The organism is Streptomyces sp. NPDC048603 (assembly GCF_043199475.1).
GTDB lineage: Bacteria > Actinomycetota > Actinomycetes > Streptomycetales > Streptomycetaceae > Streptomyces.
Genome location: NZ_JBICVY010000022.1, coordinates 11,932 through 26,204 on the forward strand (window position 1 = coordinate 11,932; position 14,273 = coordinate 26,204).

At 72.8% G+C, this 14,273-nt stretch carries 11 protein-coding genes; 5 read left to right on the forward strand and 6 right to left on the reverse strand.

What is annotated here, in order from left to right:
- The first annotated feature begins 9 nt into the window (after positions 1-9).
- Together glyA and ACGFQ9_RS36090 are read left to right on the forward strand one after the other, a co-directional pair.
- On the forward strand, positions 10-1,401 hold the full coding sequence (gene glyA, locus ACGFQ9_RS36085; protein ID WP_393579895.1) for a serine hydroxymethyltransferase: 1,392 nt from the start codon (positions 10-12) through the stop codon (positions 1,399-1,401).
- Positions 1,398-5,945: an amino acid adenylation domain-containing protein gene (locus ACGFQ9_RS36090; protein ID WP_393579896.1), complete on the forward strand. Its 4,548-nt coding sequence runs from the start codon at positions 1,398-1,400 to the stop codon at positions 5,943-5,945. The genes glyA and ACGFQ9_RS36090 overlap by 4 nt, the downstream gene beginning before the upstream one ends.
- Before the next feature lie 133 nt (positions 5,946-6,078).
- Here ACGFQ9_RS36090 and ACGFQ9_RS36095 read toward each other — a convergent pair whose 3' ends face one another.
- Entirely contained in the window at positions 6,079-7,014 is a 936-nt protein-coding gene (locus tag ACGFQ9_RS36095; RefSeq protein ID WP_393579897.1) for a LysR substrate-binding domain-containing protein, read from the reverse strand.
- Between the two features lie 219 nt (positions 7,015-7,233).
- Between ACGFQ9_RS36095 and snpA the strand changes: the two genes are divergently transcribed.
- Complete coding sequence (snpA, locus tag ACGFQ9_RS36100) at positions 7,234-7,914, forward strand: snapalysin (RefSeq protein ID WP_393579898.1); 681 nt, start codon at positions 7,234-7,236, stop codon at positions 7,912-7,914.
- A 33-nt stretch (positions 7,915-7,947) separates the two neighbouring features.
- On the opposite strand, the gene ACGFQ9_RS36105 is transcribed toward snpA, so the two are convergent.
- The 5 genes from ACGFQ9_RS36105 to ACGFQ9_RS36125 form a co-directional block, all read right to left on the reverse strand.
- Positions 7,948-8,145, reverse strand: a complete 198-nt coding sequence (locus tag ACGFQ9_RS36105) for a hypothetical protein (RefSeq protein ID WP_393579900.1) — start codon at positions 8,143-8,145, stop codon at positions 7,948-7,950.
- A 60-nt stretch (positions 8,146-8,205) separates the two neighbouring features.
- Complete coding sequence (locus tag ACGFQ9_RS36110) at positions 8,206-8,793, reverse strand: dihydrofolate reductase family protein (protein WP_393579902.1); 588 nt, start codon at positions 8,791-8,793, stop codon at positions 8,206-8,208.
- Positions 8,794-8,890: 97 nt separating this feature from the next.
- The gene (locus ACGFQ9_RS36115) at positions 8,891-9,496 is read right to left on the reverse strand and encodes a GNAT family N-acetyltransferase (protein WP_393579903.1); all 606 of its coding nucleotides are present in this window, start codon (positions 9,494-9,496) and stop codon (positions 8,891-8,893) included.
- A 174-nt stretch (positions 9,497-9,670) separates the two neighbouring features.
- On the reverse strand, positions 9,671-10,708 hold the full coding sequence (locus ACGFQ9_RS36120) for a family 2 encapsulin nanocompartment cargo protein polyprenyl transferase (protein WP_393580016.1): 1,038 nt from the start codon (positions 10,706-10,708) through the stop codon (positions 9,671-9,673).
- Positions 10,705-12,114, reverse strand: coding sequence for a family 2B encapsulin nanocompartment shell protein (locus tag ACGFQ9_RS36125; protein WP_393579905.1), 1,410 nt, complete (start codon positions 12,112-12,114; stop codon positions 10,705-10,707). The genes ACGFQ9_RS36120 and ACGFQ9_RS36125 overlap by 4 nt, the downstream gene beginning before the upstream one ends.
- Before the next feature lie 253 nt (positions 12,115-12,367).
- Here ACGFQ9_RS36125 and ACGFQ9_RS36130 point away from each other — a divergent pair, with 253 nt between their 5' ends.
- Together ACGFQ9_RS36130 and ACGFQ9_RS36135 are read left to right on the forward strand one after the other, a co-directional pair.
- Positions 12,368-12,817 (forward strand): RrF2 family transcriptional regulator, encoded by a 450-nt coding sequence (locus ACGFQ9_RS36130; protein WP_393579906.1) that lies wholly within the window; start codon positions 12,368-12,370, stop codon positions 12,815-12,817.
- A 147-nt stretch (positions 12,818-12,964) separates the two neighbouring features.
- Positions 12,965-14,146, forward strand: coding sequence for a globin domain-containing protein (locus ACGFQ9_RS36135; RefSeq protein WP_393579908.1), 1,182 nt, complete (start codon positions 12,965-12,967; stop codon positions 14,144-14,146).
- Positions 14,147-14,273 lie beyond the last annotated feature (127 nt).

The following is a 14,273-nucleotide window of genomic DNA, read 5'->3' on the forward strand; positions in this document are numbered from 1 at the left end:
GTATAGGTGATGACCCGTCAGCTAGTCGTGGGCGGTGAGCAGGCAGACCTGCTCCGGATCGGCATGGACGCCCTGAACGACACCGACCCCGAGCTCGCCGCGCTCCTGGATGCCGAGGTGAACCAGCAGAACTCCACCCTGGCGATGATCGCGTCGGCGAGCATCGCCGACCCGTCGGTCCTCGCGGCCGGCGGAGCGGCCCTGTCCAACGTGACCGCCGAGGGTTACCCCGGCGCCCGGTACCACCCCGGTGCCCGGCAGTTCGACGAGGTGGAACGCCTCGCGGTCGAGCGGGCCAAGGGCCTCTTCGGCGCCCGCTACGCCAACGTGCAGCCGCACTCCTGCTCCTCCGCCAACCTCGCCGTGCTGGCGGCCCTGGTCCCGCCGGGCGGCACCATCCTCGGCCTGGACCTCGACGCCGGCGGCCACCTCACCCACGGCTCCCGGGCCTCGGTCACCGGCCGCCACTACCACGCGGTGCACTACGGCCTGGACGAGGCCGGCCGCATCGACTACGCGCAGGTCGAGGCCCTGGCACTGGAGCACCGCCCCAGGGTCCTGATCGCCGGCGCGAGCGCCTACCCCCGCACGGTGGATTTCGTCCGCTTCCGCTCGATCGCCGACAAGGTCGGGGCGTACCTGCTCGCCGACATCTCGCACATCGCGGGCCTGGTGGCGGCGGGGCAGCACCCGAGCCCGGTGGACGTCGCCCACATCACCACGATGAGCACGTACAAGCAGCTCGGCGGTCCGCGCGGCGGTCTGATCCTGAGCGGCCGGGACTACCAGACCCCCGGTCCGGACGGCCGTACCCCGCTGAACCGGCTGATCCAGCGGGCCGTGTTCCCGCAGTCCCAGGGCACCCCGAGCCCGGCCTCGATCGCCGCCAAGGCCCGCGCCTTCGCCGTGGCCTCCGCTCCGGGCTTCCGGAACACGGCGCGGCTGATCGTCGAGAGCGCCTCGGCCCTCGCCGGCGAGCTGTCCTCGCTCGGCTACCGGATCCTCACCGGCGGCACCGACAACCACATCGTGCTGATCGACACCGCCGGGGTCGGCCTGACCGGTGTGATCGCCGAACGGGCCCTGGAGGAGTGCGGGATCCTCGCCAACCGCAACCGGATCCCCGGCGACACCAAGCCGCCGCTGGTCACCAGCGGGCTGCGGCTGGGCACCAACATCCTCGCCCAGCGCGGCATGGGCCCCGAGCAGATGCGCGAGTGCGCACTCCTGATGCACACCGTCCTGGAGGGGACCACCGCCCTGACGGACACCGAGTACCGGATCGACCCCGCACTGGTCGCCAGGATCCGCGAGGAGGTGCGGTGGCTGTGCGCCCGGCACCCCCTTCCCATCGAGAGCCCCAGCAGCGTTTCCGCAGAACTGATCGGAGTCGGACCATGACCACCCTCGACCACCACCACGACGCCTCCCAGGAGGCCTGGCCGCCGGCCCTCGTGCCGTCGGACCGGCCGCGCCTCCCGGACACGGCGCCCCGGTGCTCGGCGGTGGTGCACTCCACCTTCGACGTACTGGCCGCGGCCTCCCAGGCCGTACGGGGCGAGGTGCTGGCGGCCGCCTTCGCCGCCCTGCTGTTCCGCTACACCGGCCAGGACCGGATCGCCCTGGGCGGTCCTGACGGGGGGTTTCACTTCCCGGTGAACGGAGCGGCGACGCTCACCGGGCTGGCCGGGGCGGGGATTCCCGCCACGGAATCCGGAATAGCCGGTTCCACCGTGACCGCCTTCGCCGCACACCCGGCCGACCGGACCGACCGGACCGACCACGCCGGCACCGACGAGCACGCCCCCACCGACGAGCACGCCCCGTACGAGCTCCAGCTGCTGGTCCGCGGCTCGGACCTGGAACTCCACTACGACCCCGCCCTGTTCGACCGCGACACCGCGGTCCGCCTGCTCGACCACTACCGCACCCTGCTCGCCGACGGTCTGGCCTCCCCGGAGCGCCCGGTCGGCAGCCTGCGCCTGCTCACCGACGACGAGCTGCACCGCACGCTCATCGAGTGGAACCGCACCGGGACCGAGCTGCCCGAGCACGCCCACGGCACCCTGCACCGGGCCTTCGAGGCCAGGGTCGCCGCCGCCCCCGACGCGGTCGCCGTCGTCCACGGCACCGAGCGGCTCAGCTACCGCGAGGTCAACGCCGCCGCCAACCGGCTGGCCCACCACCTGCGCGACCTCGGCGTCGGCCCGGACGTCCGCGTCGGCCTCTGCCTGGACCGCTCCCCCGGCCTGCTGGTCGCCGAGCTCGCCGTCCTCAAGGCCGGCGGCGCGTACGTCCCGCTCGACCCGGACTACCCGGCCGACCGCATCGCCGTCATGGTGGGCGGCACCTCCTGCGCTGTGATGATCAGCCGTGCGGACCTGACCGGCAACCTGCCCGACGCCGGCGACCAGAGCCCGCCGCTGGTGCTGCTCGACCGCGACGCCGCCGTACTGGCGGCCCGGCCCGAGCACGACCCGGAGCCCCTCGCCGGTCCCGAGCACCTCTGCTACATCATCCACACCTCCGGCTCCACCGGTGCGCCCAAACCGATCGCGCTGCGCCACGCCGGCGTGCTGAACAACATCGCGGACCTCAACTCCCGCTTCGGGGTGGGCCCCGGGGACTCCGTCCTGGCGCTGTCCTCGCCCAGCTTCGACATGTCCGTGTACGAGTTCCTGGGCCTGACCATCGCCGGCGGCACCGTGGTCGTCCCGGCCGCCGGACGCACCAAGGACCCGGCCCACTGGGCCGAGCTGGCCGTCGCCGAGAACATCACCGTCTGGAACTCCGCCCCGGCTCTGCTGGGCCTGCTGGCCGACCAGCTGGAACAGACCGGTGCGGGAGCGGCGCACCTGGCGCGGCTCCGCCTGGCCCTGCTCGGCGGTGACTGGGTGCCGGTGCCGCTGGCCGACCGGGTCCGGGTCTTCGCCCCCGCCCTCCGCTTCATCGTGATGGGCGGCGCCACCGAGGCCTCGATCCACTCGACCATCTTCGAGGTCGAGAAGACCGACCCGGAGTGGACGAGCATCCCCTACGGCCGCCCGATGGCGAACCAGCGCACGTACATCCTCGACGAGGACCTCCAGCCGGTGCCCCCGGGCGTCCCCGGCGAGCTGTACCTGGCCGGCACGGGCCTCGCCCGCGGCTACCTGAACCAGCCGGAGCGGACCGCCGAGCGCTTCCTCGACTGGTCCCACGGCGACCTGCTGCCGGCCGAGCGGCTGTACCGCACCGGCGACGTCGCCCGGTTTGGCCCGGACGGCCTGATCGAGCTGATCGGCCGCGCCGACTTCCAGGTGAAGATCCACGGCCTGCGCGTGGAGCTCGGCGAGATCGAGAGCGTCCTGCGCTCCCACCCCGGGGTCCGGCAGAGCGTGGTCGTCGCCCGCTCCAACCGCCTGGTCGCCTACGTGGTCGCCGAGGAGACCGCCGCCGCGGCGGGCGGGCCCGGCACCGGTGAGCTGCTCCGCCTCGCTTCCGGCCGCCTTCCGGAATACATGGTTCCGGCCGCGGTGGTCGTCATGGACGCGCTGCCCCTCACGCCGAACGGCAAGCTGGACCGCAAGGGCCTGCCCGAGCCGCAGCTCGCCACCGCCGCCTACCGGGCGCCGCGGACGGACACGGAGGAGCTGCTGGCCGCCGTCTTCGCCGAGGTGCTGCGCGCCGAACGGGTCGGCATCGACGACGACTTCCTGGCGGTCGGCGGCGACAGCATCCGCGCCATCCAGGTCGTCACCCGGGCCCGCGCCCGCGGCCTGGACGTCACCCCGAAGCAGATCCTGCAGTCCCGTACGGTGGCCAGGCTCGCCGAGGTCGCCACCGCGGCGGACCGCGCCGCCGAGGCCGCCGCGACCGCCCCGCTCAGCGCGCCGGACTCGGCCGCCTTCCGCACCTGGCAGCAGCGCTACCCGGGCCTGTCGGACGTATGGCCGCTGACCGCGCTGCAGTCGGGCATCCTCTTCGAGTCCACGCTCAGCGACACCGGCTACGACGCGTACCAGATGCAGACCGTGTTCCACCTGTCCGGGCCGGTCGACTCCGCCCGCATGCGGGCCGCGGGACAGGCCCTGCTCGAGCGCTACGCCAACCTGCGCGTGGCCTTCGCCCAGGACGCCGAGGACAACCTCGTCCAGCTGGTGGTCGACGGGGTCGAACTGCCCTGGCAGGAGCTGGACCTCGGCGGTCTCGGCGAGGCCGACCGCGAGGCCGCCTTCGAGCGGTTCCTCGCCGAGGACTACGCCCGCCACTTCGACCGCGCGGTCCCGCCGCTGGTCCGCCTGACCCTGGTGCGCCTCGGGCCGGACCGGAGCGAGCTGGTCCTCACCACCCACCACGTGCTGATCGACGGCTGGTCCGAGCCGATCCTGATGCAGGACCTACTGCGCCTGTACGCCTCGGACGGCGACGCCTCCGGCCTTCCCCCGGTCCGCGACTTCCGCGGGTTCCTGGCCTGGCTGGACCGGCAGGACAAGGCGGAGACCGCCCGGGTCTGGGCGGAGGAGCTCGCCGGGGTGGACGAGCCGACCCTGCTGGTCCCGGCCGCCGGCGAGCGCGGCGGGACGTCCGGGGCCGGCGAGGTGGGCCTGGGCCTGTCCGAGGAGGAGTCCCGCGCGCTGGTGCGCCGCGCCTCCGAGCTGGGCATCACGGTCAACACGCTGGTGCAGGGCGCCTGGGCGGTGCTGCTCGGCGGGCTCACCGGCCGCCGGGACGTGGTGTTCGGCGCGACCGTGTCCGGCCGTCCGGCGGCACTGCCGGGCGTGGAGTCCATGGTCGGCCTGTTCATCAACACCCTGCCGGTCCGGGTCCGCTTCGCGCCCGGCGACACCCTCGCCGAGCTGCTGACCGGCCTGCAGGACCGCCAGTCGGGGCTGCTCGACCACCACCACGCGGCGCTGCCCGAGATCCACCAGGCGGCCGGACTGGACATCCTGTTCGACACCCTGGTGGCCTTCCAGTCGTACCCGGTGGACCACGCCGGAATCGCCGAGGCGACCGCGGCGGCGGGCATCGAGGTGACCGGCACCAGCGCCGAGGGCGCCGCGAACTACCCCCTCGCGCTGATCGTGGAGACGGACCCGCGGGTCCGGCTGACCCTGCAGTACCACCGGAACCTGCTCGGACCGGACGCGGTCGGCGAGATCGCCGAGCGGCTGCACACCGTGCTCACGCGGATCGCCGCCGCCCCCGGGCAGGGCGCCGACGGCACCGACGGCGTGGACGGCATCGACGTCCTGACGGACGCCGAACGGGAGCTGATCGCAGCCGGCCCCGGCACGGCGGTGTCCGGCGACGGGCTCCCCGCAGAGACCCTGCAGGCCCTGCTCGTGCGCCGCGCCGCAGTCCCCGAGGCCGCCGCGGAGCCCGCCGGCGGGTACCGGGCCGGCCGGACCCCGCAGGAGGAGGCGCTCTGCGAGCTGTTCGCGGAGGTCCTCGGTGTCGACCGGGTCGGCATCGACGACAACGTCTTCGCGCTCGGCTGCAACTCCCTGAAGGCGACCCGGATCATCGGCCGCATGCGCCGGACCCTCGGGCTCGAGGCTTCGATCCGGATGCTGTTCCAGCATTCGACGATCGCGGAACTCTCCGGCCACCTCCAGCCCGCCAAGGCCAAGAGCCGCCCCAGCCTGGGCAAGTCGCTCCGGCAGGCGGTCAAGGACATCCGAAACGACTCGAAGGAACAGGTGAAGGACATGAAGGCGACCGCCAAGGAGCAGGCCAAGCAGCTCAAGGCACAGCTCACCGAGCAGGCCACGGAGGCCGCTCGCGAGCAGTACAGCGGCGAGGACTTCCAGGCCCGGCTGCAGGCGGACATCGACGCCCGCATCGAGCGCGGGATGCAGGCGGGCTCCCGGAAGCAGTGGGGCTCCTACCTGGCCAAGGAGGCCGAGCGCGCCGAGAAGGCCAAGGACGCCCCGCAGGTGACCGGCGGCAAGACCCTCTAGTCGAGCTCCTCCCGCAGGGAGGCACTCCGGGGCCGCTCGCACTCCTCCGCGAGCGCGCAGGCCCCCCGGCCCGGTGATCCCCCCGGGCCGGGGGGCCGTTGCGCTGTCCGCCCCCGGCGCCGGTGTTCCGCCGCTACGCCGCGGCCGGCAGCGGATTGCCGGTACGCCGCAGCCAGGCCCGGTACGGAGCCGTCCGCAGGGCGGCCTCGCGGTAGGCCGCGCACAGGTCGGCGTACACCTCGGCGTGCGCACCGGGCAGGGTGGCCAGCAGCAGCCGCACCGCGAGCGGGTCGCCGCGCAGTGGCCGTATGGCCATGTCCTCGCGGGGCAGGGAGGTCGGCTGGCACGGCGCGACGGCCTCGCCGGAGACGATCAGCGAGGCGGCGGTGTGGTAGTCGGTGTGCAGCACGGGCGGGTCCAGGCCGGCCCCGGCGAGGACGCGGCGCAGCCCGTCCCATTCACCGTCCACCGAGGGGTCCACCGTCCAGCGGTCCCCGGCGAAGTCGTGCAGGTCCACGACGGGCCGGCGGGCGGCGGGGTGGCTCCTGGACATCGAGACGAACTGCGGCTCCCGTTCCATGAGCACGCGCACCTGCAGCCCCGCGGGGACCGTCAGCGGGCTGCCCTCCACCTCGTGCACGAAGGCCACGTCGAGCTGCCCGGCGGCGGTCATGCGCAGCAGGGCGTTCGCCGAGACGTCGACCACCAGGGTGGTCTCGGTGTCGGGCAGCCGGTGGTGCAGGCGGCGCAGCCAGCCGGGCAGGGCGCGGCTGGCGGTGGAGCCGATCCGCAGCCGCCGGCCCTGGGAGCGTGCCCGTGCCTCCGCCACCAGTGCGGCCATCTCCGCGAGCAGCGGGCGGGCGCGGCCGAGGACCTCGCGGCCGAAGGGGGTGGGGCGGCAGCCGGTGCGCTCGCGCAGGAACAGTTCGCCGTCCAGGGCCCGTTCGATCCGCTGCAGCTGCGTGGTGAGGGAGGGCTGGCTGACACCCAGCTGCCGGGCCGCTTTGTGCAGGCTGCCGGCGTCGGCGATGGCGCAGAGTGCGCGCAGATGCCTCACCTCGAGCTCCATGACCCGAGAGTAGGTCGGGGCCGGTCGGCCGCACCAGTCACCCAGACCCCGTTGATTCACGCCAATTTCTCCTGCCCGTAAGGGGATCGGCGAGCCGAAAAACCTCGATAGGGCCGTGCTATCGGGTGCTGACATCATCCGCGGCGGGCCCGGGCTCCCGCAGACTCCGGTACCGAACGACCCACCCCCCGCACCGAATTGAGAGCAGGAGCCCCCCACATGCGCCTCTCCCGTCATGCCCATGACACCAACCGTTCCCGGAAGGGTCTGCTGGCGGCCGCGATCGGCCTCGGTCTCGCCGCCGCACTCGGCGCCACGCCCACCGCCGGCGCGGCACCCGCCCCCGATGCCGCCGCGGGCGGCCCCGCGAGCTACGCGGCGTACGAGCGCTCACAGGAGAACGCCGACGCCAACCGGGCGTTCTTCGACGCCGTGCAGCGCGCTGCCGCGCAGGAGCGGGCCGCGAAGCCCGGCGCTCTCGCGGTGACCGTCACCTACAACACCCGCAACGCGCCGAGCTTCCGGACCCAGATAGCCCGGTCCACGCAGATCTGGAACAGCTCGGTCTCGAACGTGAAGCTCCAGGAGGTGTCCTCGGGCGGGCACTTCTCCTACCGCGAGGGCAACGACTCGCGCGGCTCGTACGCCAGCACCGACGGCCACGGCCGCGGGTACATCTTCCTCGACTACCGGCAGAACCAGCAGTACAACTCGACCCGGGTGACCTCGCACGAGACCGGACACGTGCTCGGCCTCCCGGACCACTACTCCGGGCCCTGCAGCGAGCTGATGTCGGGCGGCGGGCCGGGCACCTCCTGCCAGAACGCGACGCCGAACTCGGCGGAGCGGGCCCGGGTCGACTACCTGTGGCAGAACGGACTGGCCGCGGCGCGGCGCTAGCCGAGCCGCGGCAGGCCGGCGCGCCGGACGGGCTCAGCCGTCCGGCGGGTCGTACTCCGGACAGTCGGGGTTCCGGCAGGGACCGGGACCCCACACCGGCACCCAGGCCCCGAGGACCTTGCGCCGCTTGACCACCGTGTCGACGGTGCGCTTGCAGGCCGGGCAGAAGTGCTGCTCGTGCCCGGCCTGCGGGGCGACCGTCAGGTGTGGATGCTGATCATGACCGGTCATACCTTCAACGGTAGGCCGGTTCTCCGGTTTCGGCCCCAGGGGGCCGGAACCGGAGACAGCCTAGGAGCGCTTGCGGGCGTAGGTGGTGACCACCTGCCCCTCCGTGAAGGACCGGACGCCGGTCAGCTCCAGGTCCCGGGGCGCGAACCCGGCCCTGGTCATCGGGATACCGGACCCGGCGAAGACCGGGTAGGTCTTCAGCACGAACTCGTCGATCTCCTCGACCAGCTGTCCGGCCAGGTCGGCGCCGCCGCAGAGGTAGATGCCGAGGCCGTCCTCCGCCTTGAGCTCCCTGACCCGGGCCACCACGTCCCCGCTGATGAACTCGACCTCCGGATCGGTGGAGGCGGGCAGCGAGCGGCTGACCACGTAGTGCTTCAGCGGGCTGTAGGGCTGGGTGAGCCCGGCCTGGAGGCCGGGGTCGTACGTGGCCCGGCCCATGATCACGGCGTCGAACCGCTTGAGCTCGGGCTCGGGCAGGCCGAACGCCTTGCGGGCCGGCGCCGGGAAGAAGATCTCCGGGTATTCCTCCGCCATGAAACCGGCGTACTCCGGGTCCGGGTGGAGGGGGAAGAAGTCGAAGCCCCCGTCGGGAGCCGCGATGAAGCCGTCGATGGTGACGCCGATGAAGTACGTGAGCTTGCGCATACGGATGTCCCCCGTTTGATCCGTGCCACCGCTCCGGGGCACGTCAAATAAAGTACTTCACTTGAAGTGGTACCACAAGGGATTACCGTCCGCGCCCTCACGCAGAGGCCGCGCCCTGCGGCTTCCGCCACATCGGCCACATCTCCGGCCCGTCCGGCAGCCGCACCGCCGTACCGGTGAAGACCCAGCCCAGCCGCTCGTAGAGCCGCATGCTCCGCTCGCTGCTCGCCTCCAGGTACGCCGCCACCCCGTCCCGGTCGCAGCGCTCCAGCACCGGGCGCATCAGCTCGGTGCCCAGCCCCTCCCCCTGCCGCTCCGCGTCGACGGCGATCATCAGCAGGTACTCGTGCTCCTCGTGGGTCGGGTGCACGGCGCCGGTGAGCCTGCCGACCAGTTCGCACCGCTCGTTGCCGGGGTCGGCCGCCGCCCGCATCCGCGCCGGCACCTCGTCCTCCCCCTCCGGCTCGCCGGCCGGGACCCGCAGCCACAGCGCCGCGCAGGAACCGTCCACCGCGTAGTCGATCCGGCCCTCCTCCAGGGCCACGTCCACGAACACCCCGAGGAACGCGCCGTGCACCGCGCGGCGGTGCTCCGGATCCGGGAAGACCCAGGTGCTCACCGGGTCGTTCCGGAACGTCTCGTCCAGCAGCCGGGCCACCGCGTCCCGGTCCGACGGACCCGCCCGACGTATCTCCAGCACCATGGGGATCACCCTTCACTCGGCAGTCAACAACCGCGAGTGATCCTAGAGTTGGGCCGAAGACGCGGAAAGGCCCGTTCCGGCACCGTGGGGTGCCGGAACGGGCCTTTCCCGCACGCGGCCGGGCCGCGCCCGGGCTCAGCGGGCGCCGCCGACGGGTGCGCTCAGCGGGCGCGCTCAGCGGGTGCGCCGGGTCACGAACTCCGCCAGGGCCAGCAGTCCGCCCGCCGCCGCCAGGTCCGGGACCGCCCGGGACAGCTGGTGCACCGCCCGGCCCATCCGGTCCGCGGCATGGGCCTGCGCCCAGTCACGGCCCCCGGCCCGTTCCACCGCGTCGGCCGCCCGCCGTACGTCGTCCCCGGTCATGGGGCCCGCGTACAGCTCGGCCAGCTCGGCCCCCGCCTCCGTCCCCGAGGTGAGGGCGGCGACGACGGGCAGGGACTTCTTGCGGGCCAGGAGATCGGCCCCGGCAGGCTTCCCGGTGTGCTCCGGGTCGCCCCAGATGCCGATCAGGTCGTCGATCAGCTGGAAGGCCAGTCCGGCCTCCCGCCCGAAGGCGTCCATGGCGTCGACCTCGTCCGGTCCCGCCCCGGCGTACAGCGCGCCGAGGGCGCACGCGCACCCCAGCAGGGCCCCGGTCTTGGCCGTCGCCATGGTGAGGCACTCGTCCAGCGAGACCTCGGCCACCTTCTCGAAGGCGCAGTCCGCCTGCTGGCCGGCGCAGAGCTCGATCAGACAGGAGGTGAGCCGGACCACGGCGGCCGCGGAGGCCGGGTGCGGGTGCTGTGCCAGCCGCCGCAGGGCGAGCGCCGCCACGGCGTCCCCGACGATGATCGCGTCGGGAACCCCGAAGACCGTCCAGGCCGTGGCCCTGCCGCGGCGCCGCACGTCCTCGTCCACCACGTCGTCGTGCAGCAGGGTGAAGTTGTGCGCCAGCTCCACGGCCACCGCGGCCGGGACGGCCCGGCCCGGGTCCCCGCCCACGGCCCGGGCGGCCGCGAGGACCAGGGCGGGCCGGATGGCCTTGCCCGTGCGGCCGTCGGCGGGGGTGCCGTCGGCACGCTCCCAGCCGAAGTGGTACATGGCCACGCGGCGCATGGAACCGGGCAACTCCTCGACAGCACGCCTGAGTTCGGGATTGACCGTTTCTCTGGCGTGTTCGAGCAGGGCCACGGCCTCCTGGCCCTCACCGGTCGCGATGGCGTTCACGCTCAGTACCAGCGGCCGATCTCGACGTTCTCCAGCACGCCCAGCGCGTCCGGCACCAGCACCGCGGTCGAGAAGTACGCGGTGACCAGGTACGAGATGATCGCCTGCTCGCTGATGCCCATGAAGCGGACCGACAGGCTCGGTTCCAGCTCGTCCGGGAGACCCGGCTGGTGCAGGCCGATCACGCCCTGCTCGTCCTCGCCGGTGCGCATGCAGAGGATGGAGGTCGTGCGGGCGTCGCTGATCGGGATCTTGTTGCACGGGAAGATCGGGACCCCGCGCCAGGTCGGGATGCGGCTGCCGGCCACGTCGACGGTCTCGGGGACCAGACCGCGCCGGTTGCACTCGCGGCCGAAGGCGGCGATGGCCTTGGGGTGGGCGAGGAACAGCTTCGAGTCGCGCCGCATGGACAGCAGCGCGTCGAAGTCGTCCGGGGTCGGCGCACCGTCGTGCGGCTGGATGCGCTGGTCGTACTCCGCGTTGTGGAGCAGACCGAACTCCGGGTTGTTGATCATCTCGTGTTCCTGGCGCTCGCGGAGCGCCTCCACGGTGAGCCTCAACTGCTGCTCGGTCTGGTTCATCGGCTGGTTGTACAGGTCCGCGACGCGCGTGTGGACCCGCAGGACCGTTTGTGCAATGGACAGTTCGTACTCGCGCGGCCTGGCCTCGTAGTCCACGAACGTACCGGGCAGGACGGGCTCGCCGATGTGACCGGCGGAGAGGTCGATCTCGGCCTCGCCGTGCTCGTTGGTGCGCTGTTCGGGGCGGCTGCGGGCCCGGTCGAGGTGCGCGCGGAGCGAGTCGACGCGGTCGGCGAGGAGCCGGAAGTCCTGCCGGGACAGCACGAGCGCGGTGCCGGAGGTGGCCGCGCGGGCGGTGTACTCCCAGATGGCCTCGTCGTCGACGAGGCTGTCCTCGCCGAAGTAGGCGCCGTCGGCGACGGTGCGCAGTACGGCGTCGGCGCCGTAGGGGCCGGGGCCGATCTGCTCGATGCGGCCGTGGGCGAGCAGGAAGACCTGGTCGGCCTGGCTGCCGAAGGAGGTGAGCTCCTGGCCGGCCTGGAACTCGATCTGCTGGAAGCGCTGGGCGAGTTCGCCGAGCACGTCGAGGTCCTCGTAGGTGCGCAGCAGGGGCAGTTCGCCGAGCTCCGCGGGGATGACCTGGACCTGGTCCCCGGTCTTGACGAAGGTGACCCGGCCGTCGCCGACCGAGTAGCTGAGCCGCCGGTTCACCCGGTACGCGCCGCCCTGCACCGACACCCACGGCAGCATCTTGAGGAGCCACCGCGAGGTGATTTCCTGCATCTGCGGCGCGGACTTGGTCGTGGTTGCCAAGTTCCGTGCGGCCGAGGTGGCGAGACTGCGCTGGGGCACCGCCTGTGCCTCGGTTTCGGAACCTGCCTGGACCGACATGTCTATCCCTTTCGACACTCCACGGATGTGCGGGACACGAGCCTTCCAGGGCGCAACGCGACGGGACCATTACACAAAAGGGTGGGACTACCAGGGCCGGGAGCGGGGAACTCTCTAGGGTCCCCGCCCTCTGTCCGCAGGGCGTGATCCGGCCACCGGGCGCCCGCCGCGAGGTCCGGGCCCACCCGCCTCCTCCGCGCCCTCCGCGGCCGTTAATTTGCATCCAAGATGCAAGGTTTCCTACGCTGCACCCATGCGGCTCACCCGATTCACGGACCTGGCCCTGCGCGTCCTGATGCGCCTGGCCGTCGAGGACGCCGAGCAGCCCACGACGCGCGAGGTGGCGGCGACCATGCAGGTCCCGTACACGCACACCGCCAAGGTGGTCGCCCGGCTGCAGCACCTCGGACTGGTCGAGGCGCGGCGCGGCCGGGGCGGCGGCCTGGCACTGACCACCGCCGGCCGGGACGCCTCGGTCGGTGGCCTGGTCCGCGAGCTGGAGGGCGCCGACGACGTGGTCGAGTGCGAGGGCAGTACGCCGTGCCCGCTGCGCTCGGCCTGCGTGCTGCGCGGCGCGCTGCGCCGGGCCCAGGAGGCGTTCTACGCGGCACTGGACCCGCTGACCGTGGGTGAGCTGGTGGCGGCACCGACCGGGCCGCTGCTCCTGGGGATCTCCAGAGGCCCCGGAAGCCCGGCCCCCTAGCGGCACCGGCGACCGGCGCCGCGTGGCCGATACCGGGCGCTCACAGCACGCACGACAGCACCCGCTCATGCCACACCCTTAAATACGCATCTCAAATACCAATTAACCCGAAGAACAAACCGGCACAGAACGAAAGAAGGACCATCGATGCTCTCGGAGAAGTCGGCCGCGACCGTACGCGCCACCCTGCCCGCCGTCGGCGCCGCCATCGGCGAGATCACGGACCTCTTCTACCGGAAGCTGTTCGCGGACCGTCCGGAGCTGCTGCGCGACCTGTTCAACCGGGGCAACCAGGCCGCCGGGCTGCAGAAGCAGGCCCTCGCCGGGTCCATCGCGGCCTTCGCCACCCACCTCGTCGACCACCCGGACACCCGCCCGGACGTGATGCTGAACCGCGTCGCCCACAAGCACGCCTCGCTCGGCGTCACCCGCGAGCAGTACGGGCTCGTCCACACCCACCTCTTCGCGGCGATCGCCGAGGTCCTCGGCGACGCCGTCACCCCGGAGGTCGCGGCAGCCTGGGACGAGGTGTACTGGCTGATGGCGGGCGCCCTGACCGCCATCGAGGAGCGGCTCTACGCCGAGCGGCAGGTCCTCGCCGGCGACGTGTGGCGCGCGTGGACGGTCACCGGGCGCACCGAGGAGACCGCCGACTGCACCACCTTCCGGCTGACCCCGGCCGACGGCGGTCCCGCCCCCTCCTTCAGGCCCGGCCAGTACGTCTCCGTACAGGTCGAACTCGCCGACGGCGCACGCCAGATCCGGCAGTACAGCCTCTCCGGCGCACCCGCCTCGCCGGTCCGTTCCATCACCGTCAAGCGGGTGCACGACGGCGAGGTCTCCCGCCACCTGCACGAGCACGTCCACGAGGGCGCCACCCTGCGCGTCTCCGCGCCGTACGGCGACCTGGTCCTGCCCGGCACGGGCGACCGGCCCGCGCCGCTGCTCCTCGCCTCGGCCGGCATCGGCTGCACCCCGATGCTGTCGATGCTGGAGCACCTGGCCGAAACCGGCCACACGGCCCCGGTCACCGTCGTCCACGCCGACCGCTCCCCGGCGGACCACGCGCTGCGTGCCGACCACCGGGCGCTCACCCGCAAACTGCCCGACGCCCGCGCGGAGTTCTGGTACGAGTCGGGGGCCACGGCGGAGGACCGCACCGGCCTGGCCGACCTCTCCGGCCTCCCGCTGGCCCCCGGCACCCGCGCCTACCTCTGCGGCCCGCTCCCCTTCATGCGCGCGGTCCGCGAACAGCTCCTGTCCGCGGGTGTCCCGGCGTCGGACATCCACTACGAGGTCTTCGGCCCGGACCTCTGGCTCGCCTCCTGAGGAAGCGGCCACCGGCGGACACGGGTGTCCGGAACGGCTCGCTCGCCGTACGAAAGGACTAGCCGCGGAACCTCCACCTCCGCTACATCGGGTAGTGGATGTTCACTCCCGGTACGCAAGGAAGGAG